Genomic DNA, 20877 nt, shown 5'->3' on the forward strand with positions numbered 1-20877 from the left:
GCAAAGCCTGTCAGACACACAAAAGCCGCCGGAGGTCCGACGGCTTGATCCCATTCAATTGTTACAAAAACACATAAGGGTATAGTCAGCCGCCGTTATTGCGTCCGCCACCACCAATTTGCGATTTTTGCAGCAAAATATGTCATGCATTCGGTTTATCCGATTTCGCCTTTGTCGGCAAGAGCCTTATCTGTTTTGTTACAAAGGTGCGCGCCCCTCTACTCAACAGCACGCATTTTTTCAAAAGCAACCAAACAAAAAACAGGGCCACAAGGGCCCTGTTTTATAATTTCCATTCAAGTTCAGGTCGGTCAGGCGGCAGAGACGCCTTTCAGGAAATGATCCACTTCATTTCTGAGTTGATCGGTCTGACGGGCAACATCCGATGAGCTAAGCTCAACCTGATCGACTGACTGCGTCGTCTCAGCAATGGAAGAAGTCAAATCTGACATGTTACGCGCCACCTGCTGTGTCCCATTCGCAGCCTGCGTCACATTGCTGCTGATTTCATAGGTTGCAGTCCCCTGCTCGTCCACCGCAAAGGAAATGGTATTAGTGTATTCATTCACTTTTTCCATGGTGGTTGCGATGCCTTGGATCGCTTCTACAGCATGATCTGTGGCGGATTGAATATCCTGAATTTGCGAAGCAATTTCTTCGGTTGCTTTGGATGTCTGATTGGCCAACTCTTTCACTTCAGAGGCGACCACTGCGAACCCTCTCCCGTGTTCACCGGCCCGGGCCGCTTCGATCGTGGCGTTAAGAGCCAGCAGATTGGTTTGCTCGGCAATGGCCTGAATGAGGGAAACCACATCACCAATTTTCTGAGCGGAATGGGACAACCCAGACACCGTTTCGGTTGTCTCACGAGTAGCAGCGGTTGCTTGATTGACGACCTCAGAGGTCTCTTTGACCTGCCGCTTGATCTCTTCAATCGACGCGGACAATTCTTCAGCAGCAGATGCCACCGTTTGCACGTTGCCAGAGGCGACTTCAGAAGCAGCAGCAGAACTGTTCGCTTTATCGGCAGTTTGATCGGCAACGCCGGACAATATTTTTGCAGCATTCTGCATATTATCCATATTGCTTGCTACATTGTTCAGCAACTCTGAAGAAGACTTCCGGAAGCCTTCGATCATAGCTTCTACTGCTTGCTGACGCTGGGCGCGCTGCGCGTGATCCTGTACGCTTTGCTCTTGCAAACTTTTGCGCTCTAACGCGTTGTTCCGCAGGACTTCAACAGAGCGGCTCAATTCGCCAATCTCATCCTGTTTTTCCATATCAGGCAGGTCGACATCATAGTTTTCTTGCGCAATTTCCATCACGCCCTGGTTCAGCTCTTGCAACGGAGCCAAAGAGGACCGGATGAACCATGCACCAAGTCCACCCATAACCACCAGCATCACCAATCCAAGGATCAAAAGACTATGGGTTAATTGATTCGATGGAGCCAGAAGCTCGTCATAAGACTGCTGCGCGACGACAGCCCAATTGGTTCCCAATACGGTCATTGGAACGGAAATGGCACGGAACTTCTCTCCGTTAAAATCAACATCGCCTCTTGAAACTTGTCCTTCCAACGATTTTGCAGCTACATCGGAAACCGACTTTGGCAGATCCACGACTTGCTTGTTGGAGAAATCGATGCTTTGGAAACCGGAAGAAACCAAGTCTATTTTGCCAGTCTGCCCCAGACCAGTCTTATCACTCATAAGCGAAGTCAGTTTTTGTGTGTCGAGCTCAAGAGCAACCGCACCAAGGGTCAGCCCCCATTTTTCAACCGGCGCCACGAGATAGCTCTTGATTTCGCCATTCACGTTGAAGAAGCCAGTAAAATGAAACCCTTCATAGGGCTTTTTCGGGTTTTCTTTGGCAGATGTTGTAATCGGGCTGACTTGCATCGCCAGTTTTTTGTTTATGTCGCCTTCACGATAAACGTTTTTCCCCAGTTCATCGCCCTTCATATAGGAATAATAAGCGTCGCCCTGTTTGTCGAACATGATCAGATCGCGGAACATTCCCCCGGCTAACAACTCACCGATTTTCTCATGATGTTTTGCGTGGGTTTTGGTGTAATGGACATCTTTGACATCGACATCAACAAGCTTATTCCGCTCCCCAGCACCATAGGGATTGTCATCGATGTAATACTTACGTATCGAAGCAGACGCTCCCTCCTTCAACCTCTTCCAATTGCTTTGCAGCTCTGTCGCAGCATTGGCCGTTGTCGTGTGCGAGACAAGAGAGTTCATTTTCTCTTGCAACTGCTCCATATAGATGACGACCGTGCCAGTACGCCCCTTTGCCCCGTTCAGCAACGCGGTCTCAGTTAGGCTAACAGACGTATTGCTTCCCATCCAAGAAGCAACCGTAACAAATAATGCTACCACGATGGTAACCGAGGCAACCATGATCAGGGGGATCTTGGTTGCAAGACGTTTGGGAAGGATCTGCATAATATTTACCACACCTCTTTAAGTTTGGAAGCAGTGTCCTATAACTTATTTAGTGAAAGGTAAATTTTACCCGCGTCAACCAATGCGAGTAAAAGAAATGTATGGATAGTCCACAAATACGCAGGAATGTTTCCATTTTCTAAGGATCAATACTTACCATTTTGCGACAACGGTCTCTTTTCAAGGCGCCAATTGTGAGTAACTTTGGTTGCTCGCATGAATAGAATAAGAAAAGCAGAGCCCATCGGGCTCTGCTTTTGGATCTCCATATGTCACAAGTCTGATTTTATGCCGCTGCAACACTTTTTAGGAAACAGTCCACTTCTTTCCTCAACATATCGGTTTGTTGGGCCACATCTAGCGAATTCTGTTCCACCTGATCAACAGATTGGCTGGTCTCGGCAACGGAGGCCGTAAGGTCTGACATATTTCCAGCCACTTCAAGTGTACCATTTGCGGCCTGCGCAACATTCTGACTAATCTCAAAGGTTGCAGCCCCCTGCTCTTCGACTGCATGGGAAATAGCCAAGGTATATTCATTGACCTTTTCCATTGTGTCAGCAATCCCTTGAATAGCCAGAACGGCGTCTTGCGTGGCACCTTGAATGTCCTGAATTTGGCTGCCGATTTCTTCTGTTGCCTTGGACGTCTGGTTGGCCAATTCCTTGACCTCGGATGCCACCACAGCAAAGCCTTTACCGTGCTCGCCTGCGCGCGCGGCTTCGATTGTAGCGTTAAGCGCCAATAGATTGGTCTGCTCTGCGATTGCCTGGATCAAGGAGATAACGTCTCCAATTTTCTGCGCAGAATGCGACAGACCCGATACAGTTGATGTGGTTTTTCGAGTCGCTTCTGTTGCCTGATCAACAACCGTTGATGTCTCATTCACTTGACGTTTAATTTCTTCAATTGAGGCAGACAGCTCCTCGGCAGCAGAGGCAACCGTTTGAACATTGCCAGAGGCGACTTCAGAGGCGGACGCTGAACTGTTGGCTTTTGTCGCAGTTTGTTCAGCAATCGCAGATAACAATTGCGCGGTCTGTTTCATGCCTTCCATATTACTGGAAACATTGTTGAGCAAGTCAGAAGAAGAGGAACGGAACCCATCGATCATGGTTTCGATTGCTTGTTGTCGCCTACTGCGTTCAGCTTGCTCTGTGCGCCCCTGCTCTTCGAGTCTGCGGCGTTCTTGTGCATTGTTGCGCAGGATCTCAACAGAGTGGGCTAATTCGCCAATTTCGTCTTTGCGTCGGCTATCAGGCAAATCGACCGAATAATTTTCCTGAGCAATCTGCATCACACCTTCGTTCAGCTTTTGCAATGGAGACAGGGAAAACCGAATAAACAGAGCTCCAAAGCCACCCATCAACAGCAGCATCACAAAACCGACGACAAGCAGGATCTGCGTCAAGCTTTTGGATGGCGCGAGCAATTCTGAGTAGGCTTGTTCGACAACCAAAGCCCAGCTTGTTCCCAAAACAGACAAAGGCACAGCAATGGCACGATAATCTTCGCCTTCAATGGCAATATCGCCGGTTGCCACAGATCCCGTCAGAGCCTGCGTTGCAATATCCAAAACAGACCCGGGCAGGTCTCGTACCCGATGCTGGCTAAAGCTAACCTGCTTCAGATCGGCGGATACCAGTTCGATTCCGCCGGTTTCACCCAATCCAGACCGGTTCTCTACAATTTCGGCAAGAGTTTCTGTATTGACCTCAAAAGCGACAGCGCCCAGCGTGCTGCCCCATTTGGTAATCGGAGCCACCATGTAGGCGGTGATCTTGCCATTCACTTCAACAAAGCCGGTGAAGCTGCCACCAGTGTAGCCACTGTCCGGAGTTTCGGCTGCAATTTTGACAATTGGCTTAACCAGAAACTGCAATTCTTCATGAAGCACGCCGTCTTCATTGACGTTACGTGCAAACTCATCGCCCTTGCGATACGAATAATAAATATTTCCGTCTTTACCAACCAACAGCATATCGCGAAAAAGCCCACCTTCGAGCAAACCAGCAACACGTTCCTGATGCTTCTTATGGACTTTATCGTAATAGACACCCTCCGCGTCACCAGACAGCATCTTGTAGCGCTCTTGCTCGGGATTGGGGTTATCATTTACATAAATTTGACGCAGTTGCTTTGCGGCTTCTGTTTTCAGCACACCCCAGCCACCCGACAGTTCGGTCGCGGCATCCGCCGTGATGGTATGCGATGCCATATTCTGCATCTTGTCTTGCAATTGCGCCATATAAAGAGTGACGGTGCTGGTTCTGCCTTTGGCAGCATTTAGCATCGCGGTTTCGGTCAAACTGACAGACGTCTTTCCTCCGACCCATGTTGCGACACCCACAAGGACAGCCACCAATATGGTAACCGATACGATCATGATTACCGGAATTTTTGTAGAAAGTCTTTGCGGAAGGATTTGCATCCTGTTTTCTCCTGCGGATCCTGGAAGTGATTGCAGGTAGTGTTGGTGATTTACCTTTCTGAATTGTAAATACCGTATAACTTAGCCCCGTTTTATAATCACAATTGCGTATATACACGGGCAAACTGGCTTGGCTCGGACGCAAGCCCACGTATTCTCGAGCATTCCGTGACGACAAACGAGAGTTGGTCAAACGCGAACAAAAAAGGGCGCGACCCGCGCACTCTATTCTATTGCTTTGGATATAAGTAAGCCTACATCATCCGGTTTGCGATCGCGACGGCTTGCGTACGGCGATAGCAATTCAGTTTTTTCAAAATCAGAGAGATATGATGCTTTACGGTTGCTTCCGTTAAGCTCAATTCGTAAGCGATCTGTTTGTTGAGCAAGCCATCCCGCAAATAGCGCAGAATCGTCATTTGTTTTGGGGTCAGATTGGCCAGCTTGGAATAAAGTGTTGAACGCTCAATTACAGCATCGCTTTCTTCAACGGTTATATCGTCTGCAATGCCCGTTTTGATCCTTTTTGTCGTTGAACGCAGTTCAGACACAGAAGCTGTTTTGTAAAGCACCCAGTCAACCCCATTCCCCAGCGCGTAATGAGCCAACCCTGTATCGGCTTCATCGCAAATCAGAACCAGGCGCGCGTGCTTATAGGCCTTGCGGACATCGGTTAATGCAGCCGACCCACGACTCGCCGTCGCATCCAGATTGAGAAACAGCAACGTATCTTCGCGATCAGGAGCCGCACTGAGCATTTGATCCAATGTCGTGCAATCCAAGACAGGCGTATATTCACGCTTGATCCCTAACATGCCAAGTAGGCACTCGGTGAAAATCGGATGTGTTTCAGCAAGAACAATTGTACGGTAATTAACGGTTCCTTGCTCGCCCTGATGCCCCAAACCGCGACGCACCTCTCCACCAATATCATCGAGCAACAGCATATATATTCCCCCTATTTGTGGTCCTGAGACACATGTCTCTGATGGTTCAACTCTGCAAACGCAAGCAGCTTTTGGTACAGTCCGTTAAGGCAACCAATAGCGCGCGCCAGAGACAAGATCGCCTCCCTCCGCGCCAAGCAACTTGCCTGGTCTGGTTGCCTTTGATCATAGACACCTATGCAAGTGATCAAAGACAACCAACTCCATCACCACCGATGTGGTGGTTAGGCGGCCCAGGGCCTTTGGCCCCTAGCCTTTCGTCCTCCCGCACTAGCCCAAAGGCTAGCAACAGAATTGATAAAATGACAACCACACAAGATTGTCAATGAACAGCTTGATTTAATTGAGTAAATTTGCGAATATTTTTGCAAACATTTTTTTGCAAATTGCAAATCTTGCAAATATATGGAGACAGCTATGGCAGAGAAGTTATTTGTTGGTCCCAAGGTGCGCACGCTTCGTGAAAGCCATGGCTTGACGCAATCCAGTTTTTCAGATCGCCTAGGAATTTCAACATCTTATCTGAATCAAATTGAAAACAACCAACGCCCGCTCACCGCACCGGTGCTGCTTGCTCTTAGCCATCACTTCAATCTTTCGCTCACCGATCTGGCAACCGCAGACACCAATCGTGTTCTTGCCGACCTAAAAGAAGCTCTCGCCGACCCTCTCTTTCGAGACACCAATCCCGGGCTGCAAGAACTCAAAATGGCCGCATCCAATTCACCTTGGCTCACACAAGCTTTCCTGACGCTGCATCAGGCTCATCGGCGCGCCAATGAAAGACTGATGGTTTTGGACGACGCATTGACCACACAAAGCACGGAGGGCGTAGAGCGCTCTACCCTACCTTATGAGGAAGTGCGCGACTATTTTCATTATCACGACAATTATATTGATGAGCTAGACCAAGCTGCGGAAGATCTGGCTCGGCGCCATGCCATGATGGAGGGCAACCGCCTCAGCCAGTTTCAGGACTATCTTGAACAAAGACACAATGTGAGGGTTCGCTATACCGAAAATCCCGCCAACGATCAGACAATGCGCCATTTCGATCAGGAAAGCCGCGTGCTGAGCCTGAATAGCGCGCAGGACGCTGCCTCACTCAGTTTTCTACTGGCTCACCAAATTGCCATTATGGACTATAAAGATCTGATTGATGCACGCGTAGCAAAGGCTGGCTTTCGCTCAGAAGCAGCAGAAGCGATTGGCCGCATCGGGCTTGCCAATTATTTTGCAGGCGCTTTGTGTCTACCATATCAAAGGTTTCTGGAGTTTGCCCGAGAAACACGGCACGACATCGAAAGGATACGTCATCATTTTGGCGCCTCTCCCCAGCAAGTCGCCCATAGACTTTCCAGTATGCAGCGCCCCGGTGCGAGGGGCGTTCCATTCTATTTTTTACGGGTGGACAAAGCAGGGAATGTTACCAAAAGACACTCGGCGACCCGCTTTCAATTTGCCCGCTTTGGAGGAGCTTGCCCGCTCTGGAACGTCCACGAAGCCTTTGAAGAGCCCGGCCGGTTTTTGGTCCAGATTGCTGAAATGCCAGACGGGCTTAGATATCTGTGTATTGCAACGAGCGTAACAAAGCTTGGCTCTGGCTACCATGCTCCGGTACGCCGCTATGCCATTGGATTGGGATGCGAGATATCTTATGCTGATGAAATTGTTTACTCTGACGGGCTAAACCTGAAAAGCAGTGCGGGCGTGGTTGAAATCGGAGTCTCTTGTCGCATTTGTGAACGTCGCAATTGCCACCAAAGAGCCGTCCCTCCTGTCGACCGCAAACTGATTGTAGACCCCGACCGTCGCCAGTTTGTACCCTTTGAACTGGCCAACACAGGAAGGGAAAAGTGAGTCCGTGGAGTCGGTTGGCTTTGCGCGTTAACAATATGATTCATCTGCTTCATGCATTGATTTAAGTAGAAACACGCAAGACTTATGGCGAATATGCATAGCTGCTATCCACTCATAGCAATTCACAACATAGTTGTGAATTTTGCAAACATCGCCCGTTAAGTAATGTCGCCGCAGCACTCAACGACCATTCAAAATTTCCACCTGTTTACAGGCAACTGCACCATCTATCTAACTTGCCCTCACCACCCTGTCCCAGATAGTCTCGATTTCAGGTGCACGTCCTCTATCCCCAAATATAAGAAGAAGCTCTCATGCCACAAGACCATAGCGTCGTTAGACTGGAAGACTACCAACCCACTCCTTATCAGATTGATCGTGTCTCGATGGCCTTTCGCCTTGACCCGATGCAAACCGAAATCACAACGACGTTGAGGATGGCGCCGCGACAGGGCTCAAACAACTCTCAAGCGTTGAAGCTACAGGGAGACGAGATCAATCTGATTGGTGCACGCCTCAATGGCTCGGCTTTAGACGCCAGTCACTATGAAGCCACTCCAGACTCGTTCGTGCTACATAAACCACCCCAAGAGACATTCATTCTGGAATTTGTGACCAGAGTAGCCCCTGACAACAACACCCAACTCATGGGACTTTACCGCTCAAGCGGCACCTATTGCACGCAGTGCGAGGCCGAAGGCTTCCGCCGCATCACATATTTCTATGATCGTCCAGATGTACTAAGCGTTTATGAGGTGCGGATTGAAGCGCCCAAAGATGTGCCGTATTTGCTTGCCAATGGCAATCTGATCGACTCAGGCGACATGGATACGCCGGAAGGGTTCGATACTGCACAAGCATGGCATTATGCGGTGTGGCAAGACCCCTTCCCCAAACCATCTTATTTGTTTGCTATGGTTGCAGGAGATTTGGCGCGCGTTGAAGATCACTTCATTACCCGTTCGGGACGCAATGTTGCGCTGCATATCTATGTGGAGCATGGCAAAGAAGATCGGGTCGCCTATGCAATGGACTCGCTAAAGCGATCCATGAAGTGGGATGAAGATGTCTTTGATCGGGAATATGACCTTGATATTTTCATGATCCTGGCTGTGTCCGATTTCAATATGGGTGCAATGGAGAACAAAGGCCTCAATATATTCAACGACAAGTATGTTTTGGCCAAACCAGACACGGCGACGGATACCGACTATGCATTGATTGAGGCCGTGATTGCCCACGAATATTTCCATAACTGGACCGGCAACCGGATCACCTGCCGTGATTGGTTCCAACTATGCCTGAAAGAAGGTCTTACGGTCTTTCGCGACCAAGAATTCTCATCCGACATGCGCTCGCGCCCTGTCAAACGCATCTCAGATGTGCGCCAACTTCGTGCACGACAGTTCCCCGAAGACAGTGGCCCCCTTGCTCACCCTGTGCGACCAGAAGCCTATTCAGAAATCAACAATTTCTATACAGCAACTGTCTATGAGAAAGGCGCCGAGCTTTGCCGGATGCTGAAAACACTCATCGGGGATGATGGCTTCAAAGACGGCCTCGACTTGTATTTCAAGCGATTTGATGGGCAGGCCGTCACAATCGAGGATTTCCTTGCTTCCTTTGAAGAGGCGTGCTCCGTCAATCTGACACAATTCTCTCAATGGTATCGACAAGCCGGTACACCAAACTTGGTGGCTACCTATACGTATGACGCTGCACGTGGCCAGATGAGCCTAACCATTGAGCAATCATGTCCTCCCACACCAGGACAGCCCACTAAGAAGCTGATGCAAATCCCGGTCCGGTTTGGGTTGGTTGCCCGCGATGGAAGCTCAGCCACGTTCAGCGGCATTCGCGATGCAAAATCGGGTGGTCTGATCGGGGGATCTGATTGTACGTTGCTGACCCTCACAAACAGAGAGCACACATATATATTCGAGGGCGTCTCGACAGATGCCCTGCCATCGCTCGCACGCGGGTTTTCTGCTCCGATTCATTTGCGCACCAATTTGACCCTAGAAGACCAATTGATCCTCGTGCTGCATGATACAGATCCCTTCAACCGATGGGAGGCCACCCAATTTGTGTTGATGGATCACTTGATCCGGCAGACAAGGGCCAATCGGTCATCCTCCATAGCAGTTGACCAACCAGTCAATGCCGCGCTCATAGAGGCCCTAAAAACCTGTTTGCTGGATGACAGCTTGGAGCATGCTTTCCGCGCTCAGTTGCTGCAGGTTCCCAGTGAAGCCGACATTGCTCGCGAAATTGGAAAAAATGTTAATCCCGACGCCATTCACGCCGCCCGTGAAAGTCTACGTCAAGAGCTCGCAAAAGCGCTCGGCACGACGCTGGTAGAACTTTACCAGAGCTTGCAGGATGGTGGCGCATTTCAGCCTGACTCTGCATCTGCAGGGCGTCGTGCACTGCGCAACGGATTGTTGGATCTTATCCTTGCCGCAGGAGAAGGCACAGCAAAAGGCATAGCCACTGCACATTACAATGAGGCTAGCAATATGACGGACCGGTTTGCGGCACTCGCGGCCATGACGTTAAACCGCTCCACCGCTGCGGATGCTTTGTTGACCGACTTTCATGATCGCTACGCAGATGATGCACTCGTCATTGATAAATGGCTGTCTTTGCAAGCTTCCAGCCCACAAGAGGGCACCATCGGTAAAGTCAAAACCCTAATGGACCATCCATCCTTTTCAATGTCTAACCCAAACCGGGTCCGCGCCTTGATTGGTGCTTTTGCTATGAACAACCCAATCCAGTTTAACCGAAAAGATGGCGAAGGTTTCAAATTGGTTGCCGACATTATCCTCACGCTTGATCGTTCTAATCCGCAAACGGCAGCTCGCCTTGCCAATAATTTTCGCTCCTGGAAGGTTCTGGAAGCATCAAGGCAAACCAGCGCCGAAAGAGAATTGCGGAGAATCGCAAATACTGAAGTTCTTTCAAAAGATGTGGCAGATATCGTCAATCGCTGCTTGCAATGAGTAAAAGTGGCTGAGTCTTTAACAGAATCAAACCGGGAGTGACGACAAAACACTCCCGTTAACCTTCTGTTAACCAAAAAAATCTCTTCGGACTCTAGACAAACCCCTCCTGGTCGATTCAAATACAGAATATATCGGAGATGCGGCACACCTCCGACAATCGAACAACACCGACCTAGGAGGAAGGGTATGACGCAGGCTGATATTGCCAGCGCACCCAAAGCGGTACGATTCCGTTTTTTTGGCGACAGAATGGAGAATGGCGCGAGTACCGTTACAGGACCGGCACGCCTTCTTGCTGACCCCTCCTATATATCGCAGATCCGTCAGGAACCCTGGCTGAGACGCATTATTCCGGTGGTTATTCTGTCTTTCATTGCCTTGGTTGGCATTTGGCGCGCATCAGATTTGATGCAGCAACGCGAAGCCATAGACCAAAATGCTCGTAAAGAGATCCGGCTTTTGGCAACTCTGGTCACCGCCCATGTAGGAAATGAGTTCGAAGCATTCATCCGGCGGACGGAACTGGCCCAGCAGCAGAGTAGCAACCGCATAACAACAGGCAAACCAGCCAAAGCACTGTTGCCCGAGGGTTCCAGAACCAATCAGAAAAGCAGCACAAAAACCGACACCTATGTTGGCACCGATGGGCGCGCGACGACCTCGCTTAACACCCCCAGCAGGGCCACTTTTCAAGAATGGCTATTCGCTTCCCTACCCGATGTAGATCTTGCTGATAATTATCAGATATATTTGACAGATGGCACGGGTGTGATCGTCGCTTCTATTCCACGCGGCGCTCAGAATATGAGAAAAACACTGATTGATCTTTTGGGAAGAGCGCAGGCCTTGTCGACATTTGGAGCCAGCGCTGGGGTTCTTGACATAACCTTAAATGACGAAACCGCAGCATTTGCCGCCGTGCATCATTTGGGAGGGGGGCGTGGGTCCGTCACAATACTCCGCGGTACAGACAAAATGTTCTCGGCATGGCGTGGCGACGTCGCACGCAATGTGATTGTGTTCGCGCTCATGAGCGGCATCATTCTTTTGATTGTCTATGCTTTCTTTTCTCAAGGCGCCCGGGCGCGGGAAGCCGATAATATCTATATCGCAACCATTCAACGCATGGACGCATCCCTCAAACGGTCCAGATCAGGTCTATGGGATTGGGATTTGGAGCGCGGGCACATCTATTGGTCACGATCGATGTATGAACTTTTGGGAATGGAACCGAGAGATCAATTGATGGGATTTGCAACCATCAATGAACGCATGCATCCGGAAGACGGTAATCTGCATCAACATGTTGAAGAATTGTTATCGTCTGATGCCCGCATGATGGATCGTCAATTCCGCATCCGACATGAAGACGGACATTGGGTTTGTTTTCAAATCAGGGCCGAGCTAACCAAAACGCCAAACAATCGCCTTCACCTTATGGGTGTTGCGATAGACGTTACGGAACAAATCGCCATTGAAGAAAAAAACATGCTTGCGGATCTACGCCTTCGCGATGCGGTTGATACAATCTCCGAGGCATTTGTTTTATGGGATAATGAAAGCAAACTTGTATTGTGCAATCGCCCTTATCGCGAACTGCACAATCTATCCGATGACGAAAATCTTGTGGGCTTGAGCTATAACGAAGTTATGGATCGGGGACAGCCACATGTTGTCGCCTTGGAAGACAACAAAGACATAGAGACAAGCGATGTTTTGTTTGATCGCATTAATCTGACGCCTCTTGAAGCCCGCGCTTACAAAGTGCAATTGGCCGATGGACGATGGCTGCAAATCAGTGAGCGGCGAACACGGGATGGTGGTTTTGTATCAGTCGGAACAGACATCACAAACCTGAAACTGCAAGAGAACAACCTCCTCGACAGCGAACAACAGTTGATTGCGACTGTCTCAGATTTGCGCAAGTCACGACAAACTCTTGAGTTGCAGGCCCAACAGCTGGTTGTGCTCACAGAGCAATATGCCAAAGAAAAAGACAATGCCGAGGTAGCCAATCGTGTGAAATCGCAGTTCCTTGCAAATATTTCCCACGAATTGCGCACCCCGCTGAATGCCATTATCGGCTTTTCCGAAGTCATGAAACAAGAAATCTTTGGCGAGCATAAAACCACTAAATATCGTGATTATTCTGCTGACATCCATAGTAGCGGTTCTTATTTGCTAAAGCTGATCGACGATATTTTGAATATGTCACGTCTTGAAGATGGGGAAGTTGATCTCAATTCAGAAACTCTGGACATGGTGAAATTGGTCCGCAAGATCAATGAAACAGGCATCACCGATCAAGCTGAAGAGCGAGATATCACCATCAACAATGAAATGCCAGACTCTCTTGAGATCTTTGCTGATCCGCATTTCATGGAACAAGTTGTCATCAATTTGTTGGAAAATGCTGTAAAATTCACGCCAGAAGGTGGGGAAATTTCGTTATCAGGCAGTCAGCAGGACGGGTTCTCAACTTTGACCATTGCAGATACCGGCGTTGGCATTCCACAAGATGCCATTGACCGTCTTGGGCATCCATTTGAGCAAGTCCAGAACCAATTTACCAAAACCCATCAGGGTTCGGGACTGGGACTTTCAATCGCGCGGACCATCGTATGCTTATCCGGTGGGACGATGAAAATACGCTCGCGTATTGGTCAAGGTACAAGAGTTACCATCCGGCTGCCCAGACGATCAAATGATATGCTATCATCATAATAAAGCCTGAAACCTAGAAATCGTGAGCCACTTATGGCCTTAGCCCAAAGAGCCAATTAAGCGTCTTGCACACAATAAGTTTGTTAAGACGCTCAATTTCTTTGCTTTTCAAAGACCATGTCAGAAGAGCCCCCCATTTAGTGAAATCTGAGTTATTTGGGGATGGGCGCCATCAATCGTTCAAAGCACCCACGAACAGCGTCTTGATACTCTATCAAGCGCGCCTCAAGACGCGCCATATCTGGTTCATAGGAAGCTCTCACAACCACATCCCTCAAAGCCTTTGCTGTCGCATCAGGTTGGAATCCTTCGGAAAGGCAAACACGTACAATCTGCGTCATATCATGATACAGCCGGATGGCAGGCAGCAAGATTTCTGCATCTCCAACCTCAATCAATCCTTCTTCCACGCACAGCTGCAACGCCTGCGCTGTATTAGCATGCAGAATTTTTGGGTGTTTGTATGCGTGGATCAGTTGCAAACCTTGGGCAATAAATTCTGCATCCACCAGTCCGCCAGGAATCTGTTTGATATTCCAGATGTCGGTTGTGCGTTTCTCTTTCTGAAGTCGACCACGCATATCGGCAATGTCAGTGCGAATTTTCTCCTTGTCACGCTCTGCAGACAGGATAGAGACAATTTCAGCACGCACCACGGCGGAGAAATCAGCATCACCTGCCACAATGCGCGAGCGCGTCATAGCCATATGCTCCCACGTCCAGGCATCTTTGGCATGATAGTTTTTGAAAGAAGTCAGCGAGGTAGCCAACGGCCCTGAATTCCCAGAGGGTCGCAAACGAAAATCAACCTCGTACAAATCACCTTCTGCCGTCGGAGCAGAAAGCGCTGTGATCAGTCGCTGTGTTAGCCGTGCGTAATAAGTTGTTGGTGCAAGTGGTTTGTCCCCATCGGACATCGTGACGTCTTTGTCATGATCATAAAGCAACATCAGATCAAGATCGGAACCGGCCGTCATTTCGCGTCCGCCGAGCTTACCCATAGCGATCACAGCCACTTGCCCACCCGGAATCTTGCCATGGCGGCGCTCAAGCTCCAATTGGCTAAACGCCAACATATGGCGCACGATGACGCCAGCTAGCATTGCATAGGCTGCGCCAGCCTGTGAGGCAGAAATAGATCCCATCAAAATACGAACGCCAATCAAGAAAAGTTGTTCCTGACCAAAAATTCGTGCTCCATCGAGCGCTTCTTCGTAACATGAAGCCTCCTGTAGCATGCGTTCCAATTGCGTGTTTAGAGCATCACGTTCAAGCATATTGCCAAAGAAGGCAGGATCCAACAATGCATCAATAACGCGGGGGCGACGTGCAACCGTTTTTGCAAGACGCGGAGACGCACCAAGGACAATGGCAAGGATCTCAAGCAGCTGCGGATTGTTACGTAAGAGCGAAAATACCTGAACACCAGACGGCAACGCACTGAGAAAAGCGTTAAATGAGATAAATGCTGCGTCGGGATTATCTGTATTGCCTAACGCCTTTAGCAAATCGGGTGTAAATTCGGTCAATCTTTCACGTGCCTTGGTCGAGCGCGTTGCAGGATAGCGTCCAAAATGCCAACTACGGATGGCCTTAGTAACTTCCGTGGGAGTGGTAAACCCCATCCTCCCAAGCGTCTCAAGCGTTTCTGGGTCATCGTCTTCGCCGGTAAAGACCAAATTGCCACCGGTTTCTGCCCCCAATTCCTGTTCTTCCTTGAACAATTCCACATAGTGACCCTGCACACACTCCAACCACCCACGCAAGTCTGATTTGAACTGCATGTCATCCGCATAGCCCATCATTCGCCCAATTTCAGCAACGCCTTCGTCACTCTGTGGCAAAAGGTGGCTTTGTTCATCACGCTGCATTTGAATGCGATGTTCTACTTTGCGCAAAAACTCATAGGCTTGCGTCAACTCGTCACGCGCGATGGGTTCGATCCAAGTCAATTCAACCAACTCGGACAGCATTGGGATAGTCTCGCGTCCACGCAAAGCGGGATTGCGCCCCCCCGCAATCAATTGCTGAGTCTGGACAAAAAATTCAATCTCACGGATTCCCCCGCGGCCCAACTTCACGTTGTGGCCTTTAATCGCAATAGTGCCGTGGCCTTTGTGTGCATTAATCTGGCGCTTGATGGAATGCACGTCTGCGAGGGCTGCAAAATCAAAATATTTGCGCCAAATAAAGGGCACAATCTCGGTGAGAAAATTATCGCCTGCGGCAATATCCCCCGCACAAGGGCGCGCTTTGATAAGGGCTGCACGTTCCCAGTTTTGTCCCATGCTTTCATAATATTGCAAAGCCGCTAAAACAGAAACAGCGGGAGGTGTCGCGCCCGGATCAGGTCGCAAACGCAAATCGGTTCGGAACACATAACCGTCAGCTGTTCTGTCTTGCATGATCTTGACGATCAATTTGGTCATACGAACGAAAGTCGCGCTCATTTCCCATTTGTCGGAACAGCAGGAATTATCACCGTCATAGATTATGATGAGATCGATATCCGATGAGTAGTTGAGTTCGCCTGCGCCATGTTTACCCATCGCCAATGCAAAATAGCCACAATCGCGTTCGGGATCATCTGGATATGGCAGAGAAATCTTACCACGACGGTCATGCTCTTGCAGAGAGAAGCGGAAGGCTCCGCGCAACGTCGCATCAGCGATAGTTGTCAGCGCATTGGTGACTTGTTTCACAGACCACAACCCCGACAAATCAGCCAAAGCAATGGTTAAGGATGCATCCTGTTTTATCAATCGAAGATGACGTTTGATCTCGCCCTCATTGCTCATTTTTTCAGTAACGGCACTGGAGGCAAGATCGGCGATGCGTTGATCGGGACGCTGGCTGAGAATATGTGACAATCGCTGAGGGTCTTTTGCCATTAGATCGCGCAAAAAAGTAGATGTCTCGCAGATCCCAATCAAGAGGCCGCGCAACTGCGGCAGGGCCAAAGCATTATCCAATGCTGCCAGTCCATTCGCGCCATTGCTATCGAGATCATTCAGCTTTTTACGACCTTCAGACAGATTGATTAGCAGTTCATCTCCATCCCCAAGAAAAGGCAACGGTTTCGCATCCAACCAAAAAGCATCCAATTTGGCGTCCTCGTTCAGAGCCTGTGCCATCTTTCCCCCTCTTCATTCCCTGCCCCATTGTTTCACTGTTCGAGCATTGGAGATTTATCGTGTTTGCGCATCCTAGTTATTTTTAGAGTCCCCGTCACTTTCCCTATCGAGCAAAGGCGGAAAATGGATCGAAAAAACTAATCCAGGTTTATTGTCCCCCAGTTCAATCCTTGCTTCATGCAAGCTGGCAACGGCGTTAACCAGGCTCAACCCCAAACCTGAACCGGGCTGGTTCCTGCTTTTATCAAGGCGGACAAAGCGCTGTAAAACGCGCGTGCGGTCGTCTTTTGCAATGCCGGGACCGTTGTCCGATACAGACAGAATGATTGCACGAGAATCAACATCCTCTGGCCCAGAGCTCTTTTTACCAAGTCGCGACACAGAAACATGAATACGAGCCTGCGCCGGCAGTGTTTGTTTTTCCTGCTGCGGTTGCTCACGCACATGCCGGACTGCATATTTCAAAGCATTGTCAATAAGATTTGCTACGGCTTGGCTGACCAGCTCTCGATTGCCTGAAATGATGCAGTTCGGATCAGTCTCCCAAGTTAAAAGGGCACCTTCATCCTCTGCAACCGGTTCATATAATTCAGCCATGTCAGCAGCGATTATGCCAACATCGAGCGGTTTTTTCTCGATCTGTGTGGATTTGGCTTCGACACGCGCGATCCGCAACAGCGCGTCAAAAGTCCGGATCAGGCCATCTGATTCTTCTAGCGTTTGTTCGAGAGCTGCACGGTATGCATCGGAATCATTGCTATTGTCGGCCAATGTCACCTCCACGCGATTGCGCAGGCGTGTCAAAGGAGTTTTTAGATCGTGGGCAATATTGTCCGAGACCTCTTTCAACCCCACCATCAGCGCTTCAATGCGAGATAACATAGTGTTCAGATTCTCGGACAGTCGGTCAAATTCGTCGCCGGCTTGCGTGACTGGCAAGCGCTCATCCAACTGCCCTCGCATAATGGTGTGTGATGCCTCAGTGATAAGATCAATACGGTGAAGCACTTTTCTCGAAACAAACAGCCATGCAAGCATAGCAAGCACAATCATAAGAATTGCAGATACGATAAAAGCTTGTTCCACAACTTTGCGGAACAATTCTCGTTCTCCAACATCTCGTCCGACGAGAAGCCGGTATCCGCCAAAAATTTCATAGACACTGACGACAGCGTTATATTCCTTACGCGTTGTTTCACCCAAGCGCTGATAGGGAACGGATTGTTCAATGGCCCCGCGCTCATCAAGCACCCATTTGGGTAGCGTCGACACATTACCGGCGACATAATGCCCCCGAAAGTCCGTCACCAAATAGAGGCTAGCACCCGGTCTGCGGGAGCGCGCTTCTATCACTTTGACCAGAGATGCCATGCCCCCGGAGCGATATTGCTCCAACATTCCCCTCACCTCTACTTCGATTGTAGAATTGAGCTGTCGTGTCATCAGAATTTGGGTATTAATCGCAATGTAGACAATGAGGAATGTTGCAAACATAGTGAAAATTATCAAATAGATAGCAGACAGCTTGAACGCTGTTGTCCGCAAGATCTTATTGATAGACCCCATCGCCATGTCGCTTCGGTATCCTTGTTATGGAAATGCCAGAGATGCCTGTCATTTGGCGCTCAAGAGGCCTAATCCGGCGCACGGAGGCTGTAGCCAGATCCACGAACGGTCTGCAAAAGGGCTGGATCGAAGCCCTTGTCAATTTTTGCTCTAAGGCGTGAAATATGCACGTCAATCACATTGGTCTGAGGGTCAAAATGATAGTCCCATACATTTTCCAGCAACATTGTGCGCGTCACCACCTGACCGGCGTTTTTCATTAGATATTCAAGCAGCCTAAATTCACGGGGTTGCAGCAAAATCACTTGGCCAGCTCTCTTCACACTGTGCGAAAGACGATCAAGCTCCAAATCAGCCAACCGGTAGACAGTTTCTACTTCGCTGGGACTTCGGCGTCGTGCCATGACTTCAATCCGCGCAAGCAACTCCGTAAATGCGTATGGTTTGGTAAGATAGTCGTCCCCCCCAGCCCTAAGGCCCGTTACCCGATCATCGACCTCACCAAGTGCTGACAAAATCAAGACGGGGGTTGCATCACCTTCGGTCCGGCGCTGTTCTATAATAGACAATCCATCGCGCTTTGGCAGCATGCGATCAATGATCATCACATCGTAGCCACCTTTATGGGCGAGTGCGTAGCCTACATCACCATCAGGGGCATGATCGCTGGTGTGGCCCGCTTCCTTGAGTCCCTTGACCAAATAGCTAGCTGCTTCGATATCGTCTTCTATAATCAGAATGCGCATGATTAAGCCTCGTCGCGTCTATTCGGTTGGATCAAACGGAAAAAATCTATATCCGGTATCAGATGAATGGGCGTTTGCCTGATTATAGCGGTCTTTACGCATCAGCAAAGGGCGTTTGTCTAAAATGCCCGATAAGTCACAGACTTACAGACAAAGTCGCTAACAAAAAGGGAGCATAAAGCCCCCTTTTTGTTTCTTGTCAGAAAATGCTGCAATCTCACGTAGATCGCATGCGACCATCGACTGACGGTTTACGATTTTTTCAACGGCAAGGCCACAAAGCGGATGCCATTCTGCGTTTTGACACGCATCAGAATTGTTTTTCGGCTTCCGTCTTTTGCTTCAGCGATTTGCTGGCGCAGTTGCTTGATACTATCGACTTTTTTGCCTGCAACCGACTGGATGACATCACCTTGCACCAAGCCTTTTTCTGCAGCAACGCTATCAGGATTGATACTGGTGATTACGACACCCTCTTCATCCGGACTAACCTGCAGTTCTAAACCGAACTCTTCGACCTCTGCAGGTGCAATCGGTTTTGCGGGTTCAATCTGCTTTTGCTCCGAAATGCTGGCTTGGTCCGGGAACAGGCCCAGATGCACTTCAATCTTGATCTCTCGATCTTCACGCCAAATGGTCAATTCAACGTCAGAATCTGGATCTGCACGACCGATTAGGCGAGCCAATTCGCGCGTATTTTTAACAGGATTATCTTCCACTGCGAGGATAATATCACCGATCTGAACACCGCTTTTGAATGCCGGGGCACTTTCATCGGTATGGGTAACCATAGCGCCTGCGGCTTCAGCCAACCCAAGGCTGTCTGCGATGTCTTCTGTCACATTCTGGATATGAACACCCAGCCAACCGCGTTTGACTTTGCCACCATCTTGTAAATCGGCCACGACGTCCTGCGCAACTTCTGAAGGGATAGCAAATGCGATACCGACGTTGCCACCTGATGGTGAAAAGATTGCTGTATTAACACCGATGACCTCGCCTTTGAGGTTAAAGGTTGGGCCGCCTGAGTTGCCCTTATTTACAGCAGCATCAATCTGGATGAAGCTCTCATAGTTGCGTGCATTAATGTCGCGACCATGGGCAGAAACGATGCCGGCAGTAACCGAGCCTCCAAGGCCGAATGGATTGCCGACGGCCAAGACCCATTCACCAACAGCAGGAAGCTCTTCAGCGAATTTTACATATTCAAATGTGCGATCACTATCCTGCACTTTAAGCAGAGCCAGATCAGATTTCTCATCGGACCCGACCAGATCAGCTTTCAATTCAGTTCCGTCATCCATGACGAGTGTAAACTCAGACCCGCTGTCGACAACATGATGATTGGTCACAACCAAACCGTCTTCAGAAATGAAAAACCCGGATCCCTGAGACTGACCGTAGCGTGGGCGGCTTGGCTGTTTTTCACCTTCTTGAGGTGTTTCCTCACCGAAGCGCCGAAAGAAACGATTGAACGGGTGATCCTTGGGCAAATCTTTAAATTCAGGGAAACCCGGGATTCCAAGACTTTGGCTGGAAGAAGGAGTGGAAATCTTGGTTTTAACTTGGACTGACACAACGGCTGGTTTGACAGCCTTCACAACACCTGAGAAATCAACCGGCTTCGCCGGAGAGGTGACCTCAACCGCCTTGGCCTGAGCACTAGGCGAACCGGTTAGCAAAGTTGGAATCGTCGCACCTGCAACAACTCCCAAACAAAGTGTTGAAGCCAGAAGCATTGTTTTAACCGGGGTGTTTTTTTTCATAGAATGTCTCCGCTATGTCTTGCCCTGCACCCATCATTTTAATGGGAGGGCGAAATTAAAGTCAGTCAGAAATATGTGTTTCGCGCCAATGGCTGCAAACAGAGTGATGCAATAATGTGTCGCATCATTTGCATCTATTTGTTGGTGACATATTTTATATGGGGCAAATTGGGCCATAGACTAGATGTTACAATTAAACATCGGTAATGTTGAAACACTTTAAATTTATCATTTATTTC

General features: G+C 49.2%; 10 protein-coding genes. 3 read left to right on the plus strand and 7 right to left on the minus strand.

From position 1 onward, the window contains the following. Nucleotides 1-311: 311 nt before the first annotated feature. The 3 genes from C0081_RS12850 to C0081_RS12860 all read right to left on the minus strand — a co-directional run bounded on the left by C0081_RS12850 (nucleotide 312) and on the right by C0081_RS12860 (nucleotide 5834). The gene (locus C0081_RS12850; protein WP_101534221.1) at nucleotides 312-2456 is read right to left on the minus strand and encodes a methyl-accepting chemotaxis protein; all 2145 of its coding nucleotides are present in this window, start codon (nucleotides 2454-2456) and stop codon (nucleotides 312-314) included. A gap of 286 nt (nucleotides 2457-2742) precedes the next feature. After that, a complete protein-coding gene (locus C0081_RS12855; RefSeq protein WP_101534222.1) occupies nucleotides 2743-4887 on the minus strand; it encodes a methyl-accepting chemotaxis protein in 2145 nt (714 codons plus the stop codon). A 254-nt stretch (nucleotides 4888-5141) separates the two neighbouring features. Then, a complete protein-coding gene (locus tag C0081_RS12860; protein ID WP_101534223.1) occupies nucleotides 5142-5834 on the minus strand; it encodes a response regulator transcription factor in 693 nt (230 codons plus the stop codon). A 417-nt stretch (nucleotides 5835-6251) separates the two neighbouring features. Between C0081_RS12860 and C0081_RS12865 the strand changes: the two genes are divergently transcribed. The 3 genes from C0081_RS12865 to C0081_RS12875 all read left to right on the plus strand — a co-directional run bounded on the left by C0081_RS12865 (nucleotide 6252) and on the right by C0081_RS12875 (nucleotide 13426). Next, on the plus strand, nucleotides 6252-7694 hold the full coding sequence (locus tag C0081_RS12865) for a short-chain fatty acyl-CoA regulator family protein (RefSeq protein ID WP_101534224.1): 1443 nt from the start codon (nucleotides 6252-6254) through the stop codon (nucleotides 7692-7694). A 314-nt stretch (nucleotides 7695-8008) separates the two neighbouring features. Continuing rightward, on the plus strand, nucleotides 8009-10699 hold the full coding sequence (pepN, locus tag C0081_RS12870) for an aminopeptidase N (protein ID WP_101534225.1): 2691 nt from the start codon (nucleotides 8009-8011) through the stop codon (nucleotides 10697-10699). Nucleotides 10700-10888: 189 nt separating this feature from the next. Beyond that, nucleotides 10889-13426 (plus strand): PAS domain-containing sensor histidine kinase, encoded by a 2538-nt coding sequence (locus C0081_RS12875; protein WP_101534226.1) that lies wholly within the window; start codon nucleotides 10889-10891, stop codon nucleotides 13424-13426. Between the two features lie 152 nt (nucleotides 13427-13578). Here the strand turns inward: C0081_RS12875 and C0081_RS12880 are convergent, their stop codons facing one another. The 4 genes from C0081_RS12880 to C0081_RS12895 all read right to left on the minus strand — a co-directional run bounded on the left by C0081_RS12880 (nucleotide 13579) and on the right by C0081_RS12895 (nucleotide 20638). Then, nucleotides 13579-16560, minus strand: coding sequence for a bifunctional [glutamine synthetase] adenylyltransferase/[glutamine synthetase]-adenylyl-L-tyrosine phosphorylase (locus tag C0081_RS12880; RefSeq protein WP_101534227.1), 2982 nt, complete (start codon nucleotides 16558-16560; stop codon nucleotides 13579-13581). A gap of 72 nt (nucleotides 16561-16632) precedes the next feature. After that, complete coding sequence (locus C0081_RS12885; RefSeq protein ID WP_245417941.1) at nucleotides 16633-18132, minus strand: sensor histidine kinase; 1500 nt, start codon at nucleotides 18130-18132, stop codon at nucleotides 16633-16635. Nucleotides 18133-18194: 62 nt separating this feature from the next. Further along, a complete protein-coding gene (locus C0081_RS12890; protein WP_101534228.1) occupies nucleotides 18195-18872 on the minus strand; it encodes a response regulator transcription factor in 678 nt (225 codons plus the stop codon). 251 nt (nucleotides 18873-19123) lie between these two features. Next, nucleotides 19124-20638 (minus strand): Do family serine endopeptidase, encoded by a 1515-nt coding sequence (locus C0081_RS12895; protein ID WP_210200485.1) that lies wholly within the window; start codon nucleotides 20636-20638, stop codon nucleotides 19124-19126. Between the last annotated feature and the right edge of the window lie 239 nt (nucleotides 20639-20877).

The sequence above is a fragment of the Cohaesibacter celericrescens genome, assembly GCF_002866925.1.
Classification (GTDB): Bacteria; Pseudomonadota; Alphaproteobacteria; order Rhizobiales; family Cohaesibacteraceae; genus Cohaesibacter; species Cohaesibacter celericrescens.